13 protein-coding genes are annotated in these 18715 nt (G+C 66.7%); 6 read left to right on the top strand and 7 right to left on the bottom strand.

What is annotated here, in order from left to right:
- Positions 1–4 precede the first annotated feature (4 nt).
- The 6 genes from E3O45_RS00610 to E3O45_RS00585 all read left to right on the top strand — a co-directional run bounded on the left by E3O45_RS00610 (position 5) and on the right by E3O45_RS00585 (position 10708).
- A complete protein-coding gene (locus E3O45_RS00610) occupies positions 5–2935 on the top strand; it encodes an oligosaccharide flippase family protein (RefSeq protein WP_241985161.1) in 2931 nt (976 codons plus the stop codon).
- Positions 2932–4194 (top strand): glycosyltransferase, encoded by a 1263-nt coding sequence (locus tag E3O45_RS00605; RefSeq protein ID WP_134441092.1) that lies wholly within the window; start codon positions 2932–2934, stop codon positions 4192–4194. Before E3O45_RS00610 ends, E3O45_RS00605 begins: the two co-directional genes overlap by 4 nt.
- Positions 4191–5240, top strand: a complete 1050-nt coding sequence (locus tag E3O45_RS00600; protein WP_134441091.1) for a polysaccharide pyruvyl transferase family protein — start codon at positions 4191–4193, stop codon at positions 5238–5240. The genes E3O45_RS00605 and E3O45_RS00600 overlap by 4 nt, the downstream gene beginning before the upstream one ends.
- Positions 5237–6241: a glycosyltransferase gene (locus E3O45_RS00595; protein WP_166789342.1), complete on the top strand. Its 1005-nt coding sequence runs from the start codon at positions 5237–5239 to the stop codon at positions 6239–6241. Before E3O45_RS00600 ends, E3O45_RS00595 begins: the two co-directional genes overlap by 4 nt.
- 486 nt (positions 6242–6727) lie before the next feature.
- A complete protein-coding gene (locus E3O45_RS00590; protein WP_166789341.1) occupies positions 6728–8263 on the top strand; it encodes a right-handed parallel beta-helix repeat-containing protein in 1536 nt (511 codons plus the stop codon).
- 519 nt (positions 8264–8782) lie between these two features.
- Positions 8783–10708: a right-handed parallel beta-helix repeat-containing protein gene (locus E3O45_RS00585; RefSeq protein WP_134441088.1), complete on the top strand. Its 1926-nt coding sequence runs from the start codon at positions 8783–8785 to the stop codon at positions 10706–10708.
- Here E3O45_RS00585 and E3O45_RS00580 read toward each other — a convergent pair.
- The 7 genes from E3O45_RS00580 to E3O45_RS00550 all read right to left on the bottom strand — a co-directional run bounded on the left by E3O45_RS00580 (position 10662) and on the right by E3O45_RS00550 (position 18693).
- The gene (locus E3O45_RS00580; protein ID WP_134441087.1) at positions 10662–11858 is read right to left on the bottom strand and encodes a glycosyltransferase family 4 protein; all 1197 of its coding nucleotides are present in this window, start codon (positions 11856–11858) and stop codon (positions 10662–10664) included. The two genes, E3O45_RS00585 and E3O45_RS00580, sit on opposite strands and share 47 nt — an antisense overlap.
- The gene (locus tag E3O45_RS00575; protein ID WP_134441086.1) at positions 11855–12973 is read right to left on the bottom strand and encodes a polysaccharide pyruvyl transferase family protein; all 1119 of its coding nucleotides are present in this window, start codon (positions 12971–12973) and stop codon (positions 11855–11857) included. The genes E3O45_RS00580 and E3O45_RS00575 overlap by 4 nt, the downstream gene beginning before the upstream one ends.
- Positions 12970–13950, bottom strand: a complete 981-nt coding sequence (locus E3O45_RS00570; RefSeq protein ID WP_198418198.1) for a glycosyltransferase — start codon at positions 13948–13950, stop codon at positions 12970–12972. Before E3O45_RS00570 ends, E3O45_RS00575 begins: the two co-directional genes overlap by 4 nt.
- Before the next feature lie 134 nt (positions 13951–14084).
- A complete protein-coding gene (locus tag E3O45_RS00565) occupies positions 14085–15575 on the bottom strand; it encodes a polysaccharide biosynthesis tyrosine autokinase (protein ID WP_134441085.1) in 1491 nt (496 codons plus the stop codon).
- A 105-nt stretch (positions 15576–15680) separates the two neighbouring features.
- Positions 15681–16592 carry an alpha/beta hydrolase gene (locus tag E3O45_RS00560; protein WP_134441084.1) on the bottom strand — a complete coding sequence of 304 codons (912 nt, stop codon included), beginning with the start codon at positions 16590–16592 and terminating at the stop codon, positions 15681–15683.
- On the bottom strand, positions 16589–17647 hold the full coding sequence (locus E3O45_RS00555) for an acyltransferase family protein (protein ID WP_166789340.1): 1059 nt from the start codon (positions 17645–17647) through the stop codon (positions 16589–16591). Before E3O45_RS00555 ends, E3O45_RS00560 begins: the two co-directional genes overlap by 4 nt.
- A 278-nt stretch (positions 17648–17925) precedes the next feature.
- Positions 17926–18693: an HAD-IIB family hydrolase gene (locus E3O45_RS00550; protein WP_134441082.1), complete on the bottom strand. Its 768-nt coding sequence runs from the start codon at positions 18691–18693 to the stop codon at positions 17926–17928.
- Between the last annotated feature and the right edge of the window lie 22 nt (positions 18694–18715).

Raw genomic sequence — 18715 nt, 5'->3', positions numbered from 1 at the left:
GACGATGCCACCGTCAACCCCCTCAGCCCCGCTTCCCCGTTCGACCGCCGGACTCGGGCACACAGCAGGCCGGGGCGCATCGACGACCCTGGTCGGCCAGCTCATTCGCATCGGCGTGCAGCTCGGCGGCATCGTCGTGCTGGGCCGGCTGCTCGACCCGAGCGATTACGGGCTCGTCGCCTCGGTCGCCGCCATCATCGGTGTCGGCGAGGTGCTGCGCAACTTCGGGCTGTCGTCGGCGGCGATTCAGGTGCGCGAGCTCAGCCGGCAGCAGAAGGACAACCTGTTCTGGATCAACAGCCTGATCGGGCTCGCCCTCATGCTGCTGGCTGTGCTGTTCAGCCCCTTGATCGCGACACTGTACGGCGACGACCGGCTCGTGCTGCTCACCCAGGTACTCGCCGGCACGTTTCTGCTGAACGGCCTCGCCACCCAGTTTCGGGCCGATCTCAACCGCAACTTTCATTTCAAGGCGCTGGCCGGCTCGGAGATCGGCGCGCAGGTCGGCGGGCTGACCATTGGCATCGTCATGGCGCTCAATGGTTTCGGCTATTGGGCGCTCGCCGGGCAGCAGATCAGCCAGGGCATTCTCACCATCATCATTCTCGTTCCCATCACCAACTGGTTTCCGGGCTGGTTTCACCGCAAAACGCCGATGCGACACCTGATCGCGTTCGGCTCCAACCTGGCCGGCACCCAGCTGCTCGGCTACGCCAGCCGCAACACCGACACCATCGTGATCGGCGCGACCCTCGGCGCGGGCCCGCTCGGCCTGTACAACCGCGCTTTTCAGCTGCTGCTGCTGCCGCTCAACCAGATCAACGGCCCGTCCACCCGGGTGGCGCTGCCGGTACTGGCGCGGCTACAGGACCACCCGGCCAAATACGACCGGTTCATTCTGCTCGGGCAAACTATCATGCTGCACGCCGTCACCATCGTGCTCGCGTTTTCCTGTGCTCAGGCGCTGCCGATCATCAGCATCGCGCTCGGCAGCAATTGGCTCGGCTCCGCGCCAATCTTTCAGATTCTGGCCATCGCCGGGTTCTTCGAGGCTGCGGCCTACGCGACCTACTGGGTGTTTCTGTCGAAGGGCGTCACCAAGCAGAACCTGTACTTCGCCCTCTGCACCCGGCCGCTACTGGTCGCGTTCGTGCTGCTCGGCTCCTTCTGGGGTGTCTACGGCGTCGCCGCCGGATATTCACTCGGCGTCGCCCTGATCTGGCCGATCGGCCTGTGGTGGATCAGCCGGGTAACGGATGCCCCGGCCCGCGCCATGTTTTTCGCCGGCGTTCGCGCCATCCTCGGCTACGGCTTCGCCACCGGGGCGTCCTGGGCTGCCGTGCAGTGGATTCCGATCGAACTGCCCCTCGCCCGGGTGGCGCTCGGCGGTGTTGCGCTGCTCGTTGCGATTGGCATCGTCATGCTGGTCTGGCCCCGGTTTCGGCGCGATGTTCGCTCGATCGCGCAGGCCCGCAGCTTTCTGCGGTCGGCGAAGGTCTCACCCGCTGTTGCCGGTGGGTCCGCGACGGCGACCGATCAGCTCACTCCGGCGCCCCCCGCCGCGCGCAGCACCCGCCGCGGTGGGCGCACCCGGCTGCGCATCGTGCGCAAGCTGGACCGGATTTTGCACGGCCTGGCCGCGGCATCCGCTCTGCCGTATCTGCGTGATCGGGCCGCACTGCGCCGGGCGATCGGGCGACTGGGTCCGGCCCCGGATGGCACCGAGCGCTGGCACGTGCTCGTTGCGCCGCCCGGCGAGGGAAACATTGGCGATCAGGCCATGATCGAGGCGTACCTCGAGAACGTCACAGGGCCGGTGCGGGTACTCGTGCGGGGCCCCAATGATGTGCGCATTCCGGCGGAACATGCCGCCCGGGCACGGCTCGAGCCGATCGCGCACCTGATCTATGGCAACGACCGCGCCCACCGACAGTCCATGGTGCAGCTCGCGGCCGTGCTGCGCGGGGCCCTGTCACTGACCGTGGTCGGCGCCGACATCATGGACGGCGCCTACAGCGTGCGTGCCTCGTCACGGCGAGCGGATGTCGCGAGCCTGGCCCGCAGCGTCGGGGTTGAAGCGCGCATTCTCGGCTTCAGCTGGAACGGCCACGCCAATCTGGGGGTACGCCGTTCACTCGGCCGCGCCGGTCGGTTGGGAACCCGGCTGCAGCTGCGCGACCCGGTCTCATCCGCGCGAGCGCGCGCCGACCGATTCAAGAACGTGATCGACGTCGCCGACGCCGTGTTCGCGGTGCGCACGAGCTCACCCACCGCCGCCACGGAATACCTCGGCACCGCGCCGACGCCCTTCGCCGTGGTGAACGCGAGCGCGCTGGTCGGGCGCAGCTTCGACCAGATCTCGGAGTACGCCGTGATCATCACCGCCCTGCTCGAGGCCGGGCTGAGAGTGGTGCTGCTGCCGCATGTCGTGCGGCACAGCGGCGACGATGCCGCCGCCTGCCGCGCGGTGTTCGACCGGTTCGCCCAGGGGGCCGGCGCTGAAGATCGGGTGGTTCTGGTGAACCGGCTGCTCACCCCGGCCGAGGTGCGCGGACTCTGTGCTGGGGCGTCGATCGTGCTGACCGGTCGCATGCACCTCGCCGTGCAGGCGCTGTACCACCGGGTTCCCGCCGTCGCGCTGTCCACCCAGGGCAAGGTCGCGGGCATGATGAGCCTGTTCGGCACGCAGGACCTGTGCGTAGAACCGGGCGTCGGCCTGGCCGAGCGTATGGTTCCCGTCGTGCGCGCGGTCCTCGCCCAGCGAGGCGAGTACCGCGCCCGCCTGGCCGCCCAGCTGCCCGAGGTGCAGCGCCTCGCCGCCCTCAATTTTACCGGGCTTGCGAGCGGCGCCCGAGCCGACCCACCCCGATCGAACCAGCCCCGATCCCGCCCCACATTCTCGCGACCACGCGACGACAGAGAAGGCCGAGCATGACCCAGCCCACATCGCCCGACACCACCCATCCCCCGGTGAACCCGAAGCCGGCGCACCCACTGCTGCGCCGCATCCTCTTTGTCATTCCGTCGCTGCACGGCGGGGGCGCGGAATTCGTCGCGCGCACCTGGATGGGTTGGCTCGCCGACCAGGGCTACGAGGTACGTGTTGTGCTCACCGCCGGCGATGTGGAGCCGGGATACCTTCCCGAGGGGGTCGAGGGGCGATCTCTCGCCGGACAGCACGGGCATGTCGCGAAGACCGCGGCCCTGCGGCGCAGCCTGATCGACTGGCAGCCCGATGTCGCCGTGGCCCTGCAGGTGTATCCCAACCTCGTGCTGCTGACCGCGGCCCGGCTGCTGCCGGCGCGCGTGCGACCCCGGGTGCTCGTGAGCGAACGCAATCTGGTCTCGCTCGGCCTGCCCGGATCGAGTCTCGCCCACCGGGTCAAGATCGGCATCGCCAAGCGGATATATCGGTGGGCTGACCATGTCATCGCCATCTCGCATCCGGTCGCCGCTGAGCTGGTCTCGGCGTTCGGCGTGCGCGGAGACCGCATCACCGTCGTCGCCAACCCGGCCACTGCGAAGCTGCGCGGAACACCGCGCGGGCCGGGCCGGACGAGTGTGCACGCCCGCGTTGACGGAGACGGAGACGGAGCCGTGACCGAGAGCGGAGCCGACCGGACCGGCACCGCTACGATCGTGGCGCCCGGGGCGCGGCGGCCGGGCACGGCCAACGGAATTCAGATCGTGCTGGCCTGCCGGCTGGTCGAACAGAAGCGACCGCTGCTGGCCATTGCGGCGGCGGCCGAACTGGCCAGGCGGGGCGTCGCTGTCGAGGTCGTGTCGTTCGGCGGCGGTCCGCTGCTTGGCGATGTGCAGGCCGCAGCCCGACAGGCCGACGTGATCTTTCACCACCGCGGCTGGGTCGAGACCTGGTTCGACGAGTTCGGCGACAACGCCGTGGCCCTGCTCACCTCGAGCCGGGAGGGCTTCGGCAACGTACTGGTCGAGGCCGCCGCGGCCGGGTATCCCTCGGTGGCCGTATCGGGGGCGCTCGGCGTAGCGGATGCAATTGTGCCCGGCATCACGGGCGAGCTAGCGTTGTCCGCGCGGCCCGCGGACCTCGCGGACGCTATTCTGCGCGCAGCCGAGCTCCCGCTCGACCACATCGAGCCGTGGCTGGCTCGCTTCTCCGAGCAATCGAGCGGCGCCGACCTGGAGCGAGTGCTCATTTCGACGCTGGAGCGCGCATGAGAATCTTTGCCTCGGCCATGGGCCAGATCGACAATGTCGGCGACACCGTGCTGCGCCGGGCCTTCCTCGACGCCCTGCGGGAGGCCGGCGAGCTGCAGGTGTTCGTCGGATCCCGAGCGGACTTCTACCTGAGCGGACTCGGTCTGCACGACGCCGATCGGCTGTTTCGCACGAGCACCGACTGGCGACGCGAGATTTCACGGTCGACGCTGCGGGAAGCATCCGTTTATGCCTTCAATGCCGGGGAAATGGAGCTGCAACGCGCCTACGCGCTGCGCTATCTGCGCCTTGCGCCGCACCTCGCGCTCAATCGGCTGCGCGGCGGGCACGCCGTGCACACCGGGTTCGGCGTGCGGCAGAACACGAAGTGGCGCATTCCGGTGGCCGCGACCCTGCGCCTCTGCGACCTCGTGGCCTGGCGCGACGACTATAGCCTGGCAGCGATGGGGCTCGGCCGCATCGCTCCCGACTGGGCTTTTGCCACCGGGGCAGCGGATGCCGACCTGCTCGCGTCGACGCCCGACCGGCCGCTGCTCGCCGTGTCGGTGCGCTACAACGGGCGGCGCCCGGACTCCGAGTGGATTCAGGCCATGCGCGGCCTCGCCAGCGCCTTCGGGCTGCAGATCGTCGCGGTCTCCCAGATCGAACGCGACGGACCGCTGGCCGAGGAACTCGCCGTCAAGCTCGGCGGAACCGCGCTGGTTTGGGATGGACCGGACCATGCCGAGCAGGAAGTGAAGCTGCGGGCGGTCTACCAGCGGTCGCTGCTCGTGGTGACCGACCGGCTGCACGCGGCGGTGATCGGACTGACCGAGGGCGCCCTGCCGCTCGTGATCGCCGAGGGCGGACACTCCAAGGCGGCGCGCACGCTCGATGCGGTCGGCATCAAGGGCGCCACGATCGGCTGGACCCTGCCAGACGCCGCGGCACTCGAGCGTCGCGCCCGCGATGTGATCAGCCGCCGGGAACCGATTCTCCGGCACGTGGTCGAGGCCCGGGCTTCGCTTTCGGAGTTGACCCGCGCGATTCGAAAGCTGACCGAGTGAGCGAGGCCGACGCGACCGAGTGCCCGGTCGTGAGCGTCATCGTTCCGGCCTACAACGCCGCCGAGTTTCTGGAAGGTGCCATCGACCGGCTGCTCCACCAGACTCTGTCCAACATCGAGATCATCGTGGTCGACGACGGCTCAACGGATGCGACGGCCGCGATCGGTGCGCGGGTGGCCGGCGCGCACGCATCCGTTCATTTCTTTCAGCAGGAACGCAACGGCGGAGTCGCGCTCGCCCGGAGCCGGGCGGTCGCCGAAAGCCGGGGTGAGTTTCTCTGGTTCGTCGATTGTGACGATGATTGGGCCGAGTCCGCGCTGGACAAGCTCGTGACTGCGGCCCGGTCGACCGGCGCCGACGTGGTGATCTGCGGCGCGGAGTACGTCTATCCCGGCCAGCGGCGCGCCCTGGCCGCGCCCGCTCTGCCGCAGCCGATCACCGGTGCGGCGGCATTTGGGCTGCTGCTCGACGGCGACATCACCGGGCATCTCTGGAACAAGCTGTTCCGACGTGCTCTCGCCAGCGAGATCGAGTTCACGCCGGCCCGGGTGCACTCCGACCTGGCCATGGTCGCGCAGCTGCTCGCCGCGTCCGATCGGGTCGCAGCGATCAGCGACACGCTCTACTCCTATGTCGTGCGCGGCGGGTCGATCATCCGCTCCGGGTCGCGCCGGGCTGAATCGCTGCTGTTGGTCGAGCAGGCCGTCACCACTGCCGCAATCACCCTCGACACCCGCATCATCGGCTCCAACTCGTACGGCTATTTTCGACTGCGCTACGTGCTGCTGTCCGGGCTGAAAGACGCTCTGAGCGGTCCATACGACGCTGAGGAGCGCGACGAGATCGTCGCCGAACTGCGCTCGCGGCTGACCTGGCGGCTCGTGCTGCTCGCCGCAAGCCGCCGCGATTGGAAGCGCCTCGCGCTGGCCGCCACCGCCAAGGTGAGCGTTGGGCTGCACCGTCGTGTGCTGCGCCTCGCGGCCGAGCAGGGCGCCGCCTGAGCGGCCTCGCTGCGGCATCCACTCACCGAGCTGTGAACCTCTTGCCAACGGGAACGATTTTTCGCGGTGGAACTCACGGCTCGGCAGAGTCGATGCCTCCGCCCGCCGGAATATTTCGTCACGCGGGACAGCGGCATTCGGGGCACTTTCACAGGAAAGTGAAACGGATTCGACTTTGGTGATCGATAGGCTCGGTCCGATAGTTCAATCCGAGTAGTCCCTACGCTGTCGGTCATCGAACGCTGAATACGCACCATGCACCCACCGGGCCAGCATCCGCCACCAGGCACCTGTCAGAACGACACGCTGCTTCAGATAACGCGGAATCACGACACTCCTGACCGGATCGCCAAGGTCGACGAACCGACCCTGTCCGCGCAGCCGGTGCGACCGCTGCATCAGCTCGTTCGAACCGTACCTAGCGCTTCGAACGAGTACAGCACCCGCTGTCCATTCGTGAACCCGATTCTCCGGAGGACGTCCACCGTGCCCCTTTTTCGCCAGCCCACTGACAGTAAACCGCACGCTCACCGGCCCACGACGTCCGCCCGCCACGCCGTGATTGCCGTCGCCGCCTTCTTCGCTGTCACGATTGCGGTGCTCGCTCCCCTCACCATTCCTGTTCCAGGCGGTGAAGTGGCGGCCGCGGCGACCGTACGCACCGTGATCGACAGCAAGTCGTCAAAGATCAACTATTCCGGAACCTGGCGCACCACCCGCAATGCCGCCGACCGCGGCGGATCGGTGCGGTTTCAGTTCAGTCCGGGCAGCGCCTCGATGACCTTTGAGGGATCCAGTGTCGCCTACGTGACACGCACCACCACGAGCTCCGGAAAGAGCACGGTTTCCATCGACGGCAAGGTCGTCGCGACCGTCAACGGTTACTCCGCGACCACCCAACACAAGCAGACCGCGTTCAGCACGACGGGCCTCGGCAGCGGCAGCCACACCATCACAATCACCCGCACCGGCAAGAAGGACCCCCGCTCCACCGGTACCAACAGCATTATTGACGCGTTCGTCGTCAATCCCCAAGCCGCTTCCGCTCCAGCACCGGCGCCGATCGCCGCCCCAGCTCTCCCGCCCATGCAGACGCCGTCCGGCGCGCACCGCTACGCCGACTGCCCGGCCGCGACCGAGGCGGTGAGCAACGCCGCCGAGCTCATATCCGCCGTCGACCGTGCCCGACCCGGGACCGTCATCCACCTGGCGCCCGGCACCTACCGGGACCAGATCAACATGCACGCGAACGGCACGAAAGCCGACCCGATCTGGGTCTGCGGCCCGCGTGACGCCGTCATCGATGTCGGCAGCGTTCAGGACAACCACGGCATCCAGATCAAGAATTCCTCGAACCTCGTGATCGCCGGCATGACCGTCACCAACAGCCTCAAGGGCATCAGCGTGGTTCACAGCACCAACGTCACGATTGCCGACACGCGCGTCGAGAACATCGGCTACGAGGGCATCCACTTGCGTGATTTCACGACCGACAGCACCGTCGTCGGCAACACGATTTCACGCACCGGCCAGCGCGATGCGCAGTTCGGCGAGGGCGTCTACATCGGTACCTCGGAGAACAACTGGTGCGCGCAGACCGACTGCAGACCGGACCGTACCGATCGCATCCGGGTGCTGGGCAACACGATCAGCAGCACCAGCGCCCAGCCGATCGAGGTGAAAGAAGGCACGTCAAACGGCGTCATTCGCGACAACGTCATCGACGGCGCCAACGGCATGCGGAACGCTCAGGAATGGGTCAAGGTCAAGGGCAACGACTGGACCATCGTCGGAAACACGGGCAGCAACAGCCCCCTGCACGGCTTCGCGGTCAACGGCAGTGTCGCGGGCTGGGGCCTGCGCAATACCTTCACCGACAACTCCGGTGCGGTCAATGCCGGGGGATACGCCTTCTTCATCCACGAGAAGGGCCGCAAGGGCTCGAGCGACACCAAGGTCTCCTGCGCGAACTCGGTCACCCGCGCGGCCGAGGGCTTCTCCAACCTCCCCTGCACCGGGTAGCGGCTGCGGCGCGCGGCCGAACGCTGCACGCGCTGAGCTGAGTTGCTCGCGCCAGCAGCAAACCCGCGCGGCCGAGCAGTGCGACAGAAGTCCGGGAGACGAAAGGCCGGGAGACAGAAACTCAAGGGTTCAAAAACCACTCTAGGCACTTTCACAGGAATGACGGGTGCCGCACGTCGGACAGCCCGCCGCCTCCTTCCCGTCGAGTCGGTGACTTAGCCCACAATGGGCATTAGCACTGGTCAGGGCCAAATCAAGAGGCTCGCTCAGTTTCGCAGCGGCCGACCGCCGAGACGGGCGCTGCAGCGCACGCGCACGCCCGCGCGAGGAGAGGCGTTCGCATCCGCTTAATTCGTGCCCACAAACCCATTTGCACACGGGTAACGTGCAGCAGTTCAGACGCTAATTGACGACGTGAGCACGGCAATCACCGCCGAGTATCACGAAGATCATGTGCGTCGAAAACCCCCGGGTTCACGGACGTAGCCAACAAGTCCATGAACATCCGGAAGGTCCACTATGTTGTTCCCCCGCTTCACCCGACGTGCCACCATCGCCGCCGTCGCCATCGCCGCGCTGGTTCCGCTCAGCGCCATGATCCCCGCCGCAGCGGCCTCCGCCGCGACAGCGCCCGCCGGCACCACGGTGATCGACAGTTCCTCCGCACAGGTCAAGTACGTCGGCACCTGGCGCACCACGGGCTCACCCTCCGACAACGGAGGATCGGTAATGTTCGCCTCCACAACGGCGACGAGCGCCTCGCTGACCTTCACGGGCTCGACCGTGGCCTTCATCACCCGTATGACCAGTAGTTCGGGCACGAGCGATATCTCGATCGACGGCAAGGTGGTCGCCACGGTCAACGGCTACTCCGCCACGACGAAGTACCAGCAGAGCCTGTTCAGCACCACGAATCTCTCCAGCGGGACCCACACCATCAAGGTCAGCCGCACCGGCCAGAAGGATTCCCGATCCACCGGAACCAGCAGCATCGTCGACGCGTTCCTCACCAAGTCCCCCGCAACCGCAACCGCTCCCGCCCCGGCGCCGACGCCCACCCCGACCGCCACGGCGGTCCCGCTGACCACGACGGCCACGATGGACGCCCCGACCGGCTCGACCACCATCGACAGCGAATCGGCGCAGGTCACGTACGCCGGCACCTGGCGCACCTCCGGCTCCAGCAACGACTCCGGCGGATCGGTCAGGTTCTCGACCACCTCGAGCAGCGCTTCCTTAACCTTCCAGGGTTCGAGCATTGCCTTCATCACCCGTCTGACCAGCAGCTCCGGCACGAGCAACGTCGCCATTGACGGCCAGGTCGTCGCCACGGTCAACGGCTATTCCGCGAGCACGGCCTACAAGCAGGTTGCTTACAGCACGACGAGCCTCTCCGCCGGCACCCACACCATCACGGTATCCCGCACCGGCCAGAAGGACGCCCGCTCCACCGGCACCAGCAGCATCGTCGACGCCTTCGTCGTGTCGGCCGTGCCGAGCACCGCGCCCACCCCGGCACCGATCAGCACCCATCGCTACGCCGACTGCCCGGCCGCGACCGTCACCGTGACGACCGCTCAGGAGCTCATGACCGCCGCGGCCCAGGCACAGCCCGGCACCGTCATCAAGATGGACCCCGGCACCTACAACGCCCAGATCAACATGACCGTCAACGGAACAGCCACCAACCCGATCTGGGTCTGTGGACCGCGCACCGCGGTGGTCAACGTCGGCAGCATCCAGAACAACCACGGTATCCAGATCTCCAACTCCTCGAACCTCGTGGTCGCCGGAATGACCGTCACCAACAGCCTCAAGGGCATCAGCGTGATCCGCAGCAAGAACGTCACCATCGCCGATACCCTGGTTGACAACATCGGCTATGAAGGCATCCACCTGCGGGCTTTCACCACCGACAGCAAAGTCGTCGGCAATACCATTCGCAATACCGGCAAGCGCGACCCGTTCTACGGTGAGGGCATCTACATCGGAACCTCAGACGCCAACTGGTGCGCCCAGACCGACTGCCTGCCCGACCGCACCGACCGCACCCTCCTGATGGGCAACACCATCAGCCTGACCGGCGCCCAGCCGATCGAGGTCAAGGAAGGCACCTCGTACGGCATCATCCGCGACAACGTCATTGACGGCACCAACGCCATGCCGCGCGCCGAGGAATGGGTCAAGGTCAAGGGTAACGACTGGCAGATCTACCAAAACAAGGGTACCAACAGCACCATGCACGGCTTCGCGGTCAACGGAAGCGTTGCCGGCTGGGGCCTGCGCAACGTGTTCTTCGATAACACCGTTCCGGTCAACGCCGCGGGCTTCGGCTTCTTCATCCACGAACAGGGCAGCAAGGGTGCCAGCGGCACCAAGGTCTACTGCTCCAACACCGTCACGGCTGCTGGGTCCGGTTTCTCGAGCCTGGCCTGTACCTCTTAGCCACCCGGTCGCTTCGTCGTTCGAGTGCAGTGGTCCAGCTGCGCTCGATACGAGGAAAGACCGCGGCAGCCGAATAGGTAGTCTCAAAGGCGGATCTGGCCAGATCCGCCTTTTTGGCGCGCCAGGGGGCATCCGTCATCGCCCGGTGCAGGGCCGCCTCGAGGGCGTCGACGTCGCCGGGCTCCATGAGCATGCCGACCCCACCGGCCAGGACGGCCGGCACCCCACCGACGCTGGTCGCCACGACACAATTGGTGCGCGCCATCGCCTCGAGAATGAACATGGGCATCGCCTCGTCGCGGGAGGGCAACACCGCGATCGCGGAGCGCTCGAGCAGCTCCATTAGGGCAGCATGGCTGAGCGGGCCGACAAATTCCGCCCCAGTCAGCGGCTGCGCAGGCTGGTCGCCGATCGGCCCGGCAATGACCAATTTCCAGAGCGGATGCTGCGGCGCGAGCCGTTCCCACGCCGCCACGAGTACGTCGACGCCCTTGCGCTTGCTGACCGCACCGCCGAACACGACGAGGTTCTCGATCTGCCGCACGGCACCAGCGGCGACGGCGTTCGGCACGAGTACAACCCGCTCCCCCGGCACGAACTCCGCCGCCGCAGCGTGCGATTCAACCGACAGGGTCAGCACCACGTCGGCGGAGCGCAGCACGCTCCCCACCAGACCGGGGCGCTTGCGGGCGAAGTCGGCAAACGAACTACCGTGCAGCTGTGCCACGGTCGCGAAACCACGCGCGTGGGCCAGGGCGAGCAGAGCACCTTCCCGCGCGAAGGATCCGCCCTGGGACAGGTGCGCAACGACGACCGTGCGCTCCGGGTTGGCCAGCCGCAGCAGCTTCCAGAAAGCGGATGCTGCAACCCCGGCCGCGCGCAGCCCGCCGCTGCCGTCCCGCGAGGACACCATACGCAGCTCGAAGTCGACAAAGGAATGTGCCAAATAGCCATTGACCACCTGACTCATGCCGCCGGCGACCTCACCGCTGCGTCCAACGTGCACGGCAATGAAACGTTCGGCCGTGCGCCGGGATACGTGCCGCTGGGCGGCGACCGGGGTGGTATTGAGCGGGTCAGCGTTTTGCGGGTTGATCGTGAGCGCCGCTACGTTGATCGGCTCGGTATCGTCCGCTTCGCTGATACTCACCGCACACTTTCGATGCTCAGCACCTGGTCGAGCAGGCGACGCACGGTCTGTAATTCGGCCTGCGCTTCGGCCAGGCCGGCCAAAATGGGCTCGCGCCGGCCGAGCAGGTTCTGCAGCCGATCCCGGATTTGGGCGATACTGAGTCCTGCGCTGTCAATGCTCACGTCGTGCAGGCCGGCCGCGGCAAAATGCCGGGCGATCTTGTCCGCCCGACCACCTTTGGGCTGTCCGCTGACCAAAAGTGCGGCCGGAACTGCTCCCTCGGTGAGCGCGCCGACGAGCACGTGCAGCCGGTCGCTCACGGCGAGCGCCGCCCGTCGGTAGAGGTCGCGCAGGCGCTGCTCCTGCTCGTCGTGGCCGGTGCCGTTCCAGCGCAGGGCCTGCCCGTCGAGGTCGGCGGCGAGTTGGCCGCACTTGTCGTCGTCGCGCAGAACCTGGGTCACGCACCAGATCGTGAGGCCATTGTCGGCCGCCACGGCTCGCACCCCGGCGAGCCACTCATCGCTCGGATAGTCCAGATCGGAGCGCATGGATACGACCAGCACGTCGCGAACCTCGTCGGCCAGATCACGCTTTTCTGCCCGACCGTCGCTCGCAAAGGCGAGGTCGGGCATGATGCGGCCCTGCCCGAGATATCCGGCGGTGGCGGCATCGCGCCAGAGCGACAGATTGGACAGTGCAATGGACGGACCCATCAGGGCGCGCGGCAACGGTGCAAAATTGCGGCTGCCCACGCCCACCCGGGCCACCCGGCCATGTCGAGCGCGCACGAGCGCGAGCACCGGCAGCATGGCGAGGTGCTCCTTCATACCGATCAGGGTCAGCTGAATTTCTCCCGGCTTGAACACGTACGATGCTCGGCCGCGGGCGGCGCTGCGCAGTGCCGCCGCGTACCAGGCACGAAAGGACCGGTACTGCACATCGTCCGGCGCCAGGCCGAGTCCTTCCGCGTAGCCATCGGGGGCTTCGCCGACATAGATGTGCAGCGGGCCGTTGGGCCGCAACCAGTCGAGCAGCTGCCGGCGGAGCAGAATGTCACCAATGTTGTCGTACTGTCCGCGGGCCGGCACGAAAATTTCGCGCGGCATCCGCTCGTCTGGTGCGGTGGCGCTCATCGGTCGGTGGTCAGCGAAACGCTCACGCCGGTGTCGATCGCGCGGCCGGCAGCGAAGCGGATAACCTCAGCCGTCAGGTCGGGCGCATCAACGGCCCGAGCGACTCCGAGGCATTCGGCGAGCTCGGCGATCTGCATCTGGTGGTCGTCGACGTGTTCGCCGCGGTGCTTGCGGCGGGTCACGATCACCGGAAAGACCCCCAGCTCAAGCAGGCCCATGAAGGTGCCAACGCCGGCGTGGGTGATCACGACGTCGGCCGTGAGGGCAGCATCGACGAACATCGCGGTCGGCATCATCTGGTGTACCTGACCGGGCAGGTCGGTCCGGTCGGTGGTGAAACCGAGCTGCCAAACGGTGCGTTCGTCGGCGAGGCCGCTCGCGAGCACGGCATCGACGAGGGAGTCGAACCGGTACCCCTCGATGGTGCCGAGGGTGACGAACAGGCTGGGGCGGTCGGGCGCGTGTTTGACCAGCGCATGGTACGTGGAGAGCACACTCGGGTATGTTCTCCACCGCTCCGTCGCCCAGGCCGGGTGCTGGGTGCGCACGCTGACCAGCCGGCTGGCGGCGAGCACCCGCCCGCTGAGTGAGGGGCCTTCCACTCGCGAGACGCTCTCGATGTACAGGCTGGGCACGCCGCTGATCGCGGCCTGGGGCAGCGCCGCCACGGCCAGGCCGGCCCCCGTGCTCACAGCACCGTCGAAGGATTCGTGTTTGAGCACCCGCCGGACGATTCCGGCCGCGCGCATCATGCCGAGATAGTCGCGCGGGCGTACATAGGGCACGTGGATGCGGCGCTGACCGGCCAGCAGGGATCGGCTTTGCATGGAGTCAAAGGTGACCCAGAGCGAGCTCGGCGAGGCGCCAAGTCCGGGGGCGAGGCGAACGAGCTGAGCGAGATGGCCGCCGGTTGAGGCGACGAGCAGAAGCTTCCGTGGCGTGGGCGGCAGCGGAGCGAGCGGGTATGACGAGTGCACGGACACTGAGGCTCCCTTCGGGTAAAGCCTGGGTGGGACGGTTTCGAACGTGCGTCATCGAACGTGCGCTATTCGGGCGGTGGAGTTGTCGATCGGCGAAGCTGAACTGGTAAGGCTGAGCAGGTGTCGCTGAATTACCAGGTGACGCGGGTGTGGGTCGGGTTGTCTGTCGAGGAAATGTCGCTCTCGACCGGCGTTGGGCCGCGATCGATCGCGGTCGCGGCGGCGGATCGGCTCGGCCGCAGGGACGGGCGCAGGGGCGGGCGTGGCGAGACCGCGAATCCGCCGTCGCGCACGAGCGCGTCGGGGCCGCGGGTGGGGACCATGGCAAGCACGACGCCGAGCGGCGTCGTGCCGACGGCTTCGAGGGCGTCGAACGCGGCGAGCAACTCAGCCTCACTCACCCGGTTGGCGCCAACTACCAAAACCGTGCCACCGGTCCAGCGGCTGAGCACAGCAGCGTCGGTGACCGCGAGTACCGGCGGGGCGTCGATGAGTACGTAGTCGTAGCTGCTGCTGAGCACATCGAGCACGGTGCCCATGGCCGTCGAACCGAGCAGTTCACTCGGGTTGGTGGGGATCTTGCCGGAGGAGAGCACGGTGAGCGGATGCAGCGTGCCCCACGATTGCAAGGAATCCTTGAGCGGCACATCCCCGACCAGCACGTCGGTCAGGCCGCGGTCTGGGTCAAGGCCGAGGTAGTCGGCCAGCCGGGGCGTGCGCAGATCGGCGTCGATCACGGCGACGGTCGCGCCGCTCTCGGCGAGCACGATGGCAAGGTTGACCAGGGTGGTGGTCTTGCCCTCACCCGTGACGGACGACGTCACGACCAGGCTGCGCCGGCTGGTATCGGCGTCGGCGAACTCGAGGTTCGTGCGCAGCACCCGGAATGCCTCGGCGCGTGCGGTGGCCGGACCGTCGGGGGTGATGAGCGGGTTGGCGTGCGCTTCAAGGGGGATGCCGCCGAGCACTGGAACCACCGTGAGGCGCTCGATGTCGTCACGGTTGTAGATGCGACGATCGAGCAGTCCGATCAGGAACGCGGTCACCAGGCCGACCAACAGTCCAATGAGCAGGCCGACAGCGAGGTTGAGGTAGAGCTGGGGCAGCGCCGGGTTGTCCGGCACCACCGCGGGGTTGAGGACACCGACCGTGACCGGGCTGGCTCCGCCGTCCGCTGGGGTTTCCAGCTGGTTGATGACCACGTCGGTGAAGCTTTCCGACACGGCCTCGGCGAGTTGCTGCGCGGCATCCGCTGTCGAAGCGAGGGCGGTGATTTCGATGACGGCCGAACCGGGCTGGGTGGTGGCGGTGACCCGCTCGGCCAGGTTGGCGGCGGTCTCGTCGAGGCCCAGGCTCGTGATCACCGGGTCGAGCACGCGGGGGCTGGTCGCCACGTCGAGGTAGTAGGGCAGCTTCTGCACGACAAAGTTGTTGCCCTGCACCAGATCACCGGGGGTGGATCCGATCTGAATCTGCGCGGCTACGAAGACCCGGGTCGAGGCCTGGTATTGCACGGGGGTGAGCAACGCGGCTGCGGCCCCACCGACGACGCCCAACAAGGTGAAAGCCACGATGAGAATCCATCGCTTTCGTAGAATTCGAGCCAGACGCTTCAGTTCCATGCGCGCTTCTCTCCGAGTGATTAATGCGTCGTACTTCGGGTGTACGACGACAGAAACCTATGTTGGCATAAAAATCCTCACTTTTGGACCGTCAATATTGAAGATTTAATCCGTCCGTGTTGAGGAGTTCACGAGATTGTCGATCAGAAACTGACGAATACTCGCTCGGGTTGCCTCGTCGAGCAGCTCCAAAGCGTGTCGTTCACCGGGTTTCACGTCGAGGGTGACGGGAACGCCGACGGCCGTGAGTGCGTCCGCCATCGCCTCGGCTTGCTGCACCGGAACGAATTCATTTTTCGAGATGGCGAGGTAAAACGGTGGATCGGTCTTGTCGACGGCGTACAGCGGCGAGGCTGTACGCGAGTTGGGACAATCGGTGAAGTCGTCGCAACCGAGGTATTGCAGGATCGACCCGACGGCCAGCCTCGAGGGACGACCACGCCTGAGGCCCGTCTCGGTGAGGTCAACCGCCGGCGACAGCGCTACGACCGCGGCAACCCGGTCGCCCTCGGTGAGGCTGCCGGAGCCGTTGGTGCCGATCGACGAGGCGATGATCGCCCCGGCCGAGCTGCCGAGCAGTCCGATGCGCTCGGGGTCGATGTTGAATTCCCTGACCTGCTGCGGATCGCGCAGCCACTCGAGCGCGTCGGTGACATCGTTCACCTGCGCCGGAAAGGCGAATTTCGGGGCGAGCCGGTAATCCACCGCGAACGCCGCCACGCCGCTGCCGGCCAGCTCCTCACACAGGGCGGTCATGCCGCCAAAATCTTTGCTGCCGCTGTCGAATCCGCCGCCGTGAATGAGAATAACGGCCGGGGTGCGCTGAGTCTTCTCCTCGGGCAGACAGGCGTTCAGCATCAGGTCCTGCCCCTTGGCCGTGCCGTACTGCAGGTCGTGCTCCACCACGACCGGGCCGGGCGGCGCAGACCGGTCGGGCGTGGTCGGCGTGGCGGAGCATCCGCTCAAGAGCAGACAAACGACCAGCAGGCCAACGAATGCCGCGCGCGCGGGCTTCACAGCAGGTCTCCGTTCAACCGTGCGCGATGCGAGACCGATTTGGCCTGCCGCTTGCGGAACGGGCTGACCCAGAGGAAGGAGAACCGGCGCAGGAGCTTGGCAAGGTAGACCGAGGCGACGAGCACGATGGCGGCGAGCAGAAACGGCAGGGCGTTGGCCGCGCGTTCCAGCCAGGCTGCCTCGGCGATCGGGACGAGCAAGGCGAGGGCTGTGGCCACGAGAAACAGGTGCAGCAGGTAAACCTGAAAGCTGTACTGGCCGAGCGTGTTCATAAAATTCAGCCATTTCACGCGCACCAGCAGGGTGGCCAGGGCGACCCCCATGGCCACGGCGACGGCGCTTTCGAGCAGGATCAGGCCGGGCAGACGGGACAGGTGGAACGGCACCAGGAGCACGGCCAGGCCGAGGTAAGCCACTACCAACACGATGGCGTGCCAGACCCGCACCCGCGCAGCCAGCCGGTACACGGTGTGCGGAAAATAGACCGCGACGATGAAGAAGATGAAGTTGGCGGCGACTCGGTCCCAGCCGACATTGTCGAGGTCGAGCAGGTTTGGTGTCGTGGACGCTGCGGCGACCAGTGCGGCGAGGGTGATCTGCACGCTGATCGGCAATTTGCGTAGCAGCCAGGCGAGCAGGGTGAAAACGGCGAGGGCCCAGATGAACCAGTAACTGCTGGTCGGCCAGACCGGCAGGAGAATGATATTGAGCAGGTCGGTGGGGGAACGCTCGGTTCCCCGCAGGTGCGGCACGACGACGTAGAACAGCACGCGAATAACCGACCAGAGCAGATACAAGTAGACCAGGGTGAGCAGTCGGCGCCGCCACAGGTCGTGCAGGTTCCAGGTGAGCATGCGCCGGGCAGTGAGGCCCGCGATGAAAAAGAACACCGGCATGGGAAAGTAGCTGAGCACCAGGCGCAGTCGCGGGGTGCTTCCGGCCAGGCCGAGATCATTCAGAAACAGCGACGAATGGTAGAGCACGACGAGGATGATCGCCGCGCCCTTGGCGAAGTTGATCCACTCACGATTCTCGGGGGCCTGTATCTCTTTCACAGACGAAATGTACACGAGAAAAACTCAGGAGGGAATCTCGGACCGGGTTGCAGGGGCGGTCAGGCGGCCGAAGCGGTCCGTTGCAGCGGGAGAATCCTTGAACTCGGGGTGAAGCTACAGCGGTGCCGACCGCGTGACCGCGGTTGATGAGCTGCCCCCGGGGCTAAATCAGGAAATCTGCCGGGAGCGGAGTGGCGACCCGCGTGTTTCGGCATCCGCCTGCAGCAGTCCTCCTGAATTAGACGCGGCGCGCCGGCGTACCGGGGGCTGCCGCGCGGTCAGACGGTGACGTAGCGCGGAATCAGGTCTTCGAGCAGGGCGACGGTGTCGGGCCAGCCTTCGACGGCGATGCACTCGACGCCGAGAACCTTGACCGGGTAGTCGTTGCCATTCTCGTCCAGGCGATCGCCGACGAACAGCATGTCGTCGAGGTCGACCCCGGTGATGGTGGCCAACCGCTTCATTCCGTAAGCCTTGTCGATGCCCTGCCGGGTGATATCCACGGAAGTCGACCCCCCCGAACGCACCTCAAGGTCGGGCAGCAGTGCCTGCACGGCCTCCCGCAGGGTGTTCTTCTTCTCACCGGTCGGGTCCCAGGCGATCTTGGCGGCGACCGGGGCGGCCTGGCCGAGCGCGGAGAAGGTGATCTGCGAGCCGCGGTCTTCGAGGATGGGACCCCAGGTGTCGCTCTCCCAGTAGCCGAGGCGGCGCGCGGTCTGCTCGACGACATCGAGGGCCCGGGTCTTCTGCTCGTTGGTCAGGTTTTCGGCGTAGACCTGCGTCCAGCCCTGGGCTTCGCTGCGGTAGTACTGAGTTCCACAGGTGGGCAGCAGGTGCAGCCGCGCGAGCAGATCGGGGCGAATCGAGGGCAGGTTGTCGATGATCTGCGCCTGGAACTGGCCGAACTGACCGCCGGAGATGACGCAAACTTCGGTGACGCCGAGCAGCTTCACCAGCAGGTCGATCATGGTCGGGTCGAGCGCGGACTTGGACGGCGCGAGCGTATCGTCGAGGTCGAAGGCCACCAGGCGGGGAAGAATAGGCATCAGGCCAGTCTATCGATCGTGG

Origin of the sequence: Cryobacterium sp. TMS1-20-1, assembly GCF_004402355.1 — a bacterium.
GTDB classification, from domain to species: Bacteria; Actinomycetota; Actinomycetes; order Actinomycetales; family Microbacteriaceae; genus Cryobacterium; species Cryobacterium levicorallinum.
This window is presented reverse-complemented; position numbering and strand designations above follow the sequence as displayed.

What these genes read in the sequence shown, in the direction of transcription:
- E3O45_RS00605 (WP_134441092.1), top strand. Translation starts at nt 2,932, where the DNA reads ATGACCCAGCCCACATCGCCCGACACCACCCATCCCCCGGTGAACCCG.
- E3O45_RS00575 (WP_134441086.1), bottom strand. Translation starts at nt 12,973, where the DNA reads ATGAGCGCCACCGCACCAGACGAGCGGATGCCGCGCGAAATTTTCGTG.
- E3O45_RS00565 (WP_134441085.1), bottom strand. Translation starts at nt 15,575, where the DNA reads ATGGAACTGAAGCGTCTGGCTCGAATTCTACGAAAGCGATGGATTCTC.
- E3O45_RS00550 (WP_134441082.1), bottom strand. Translation starts at nt 18,693, where the DNA reads ATGCCTATTCTTCCCCGCCTGGTGGCCTTCGACCTCGACGATACGCTC.
- E3O45_RS00600 (WP_134441091.1), top strand. Translation starts at nt 4,191, where the DNA reads ATGAGAATCTTTGCCTCGGCCATGGGCCAGATCGACAATGTCGGCGAC.
- E3O45_RS00585 (WP_134441088.1), top strand. Translation starts at nt 8,783, where the DNA reads ATGTTGTTCCCCCGCTTCACCCGACGTGCCACCATCGCCGCCGTCGCC.
- E3O45_RS00610 (WP_241985161.1), top strand. Translation starts at nt 5, where the DNA reads ATGCCACCGTCAACCCCCTCAGCCCCGCTTCCCCGTTCGACCGCCGGA.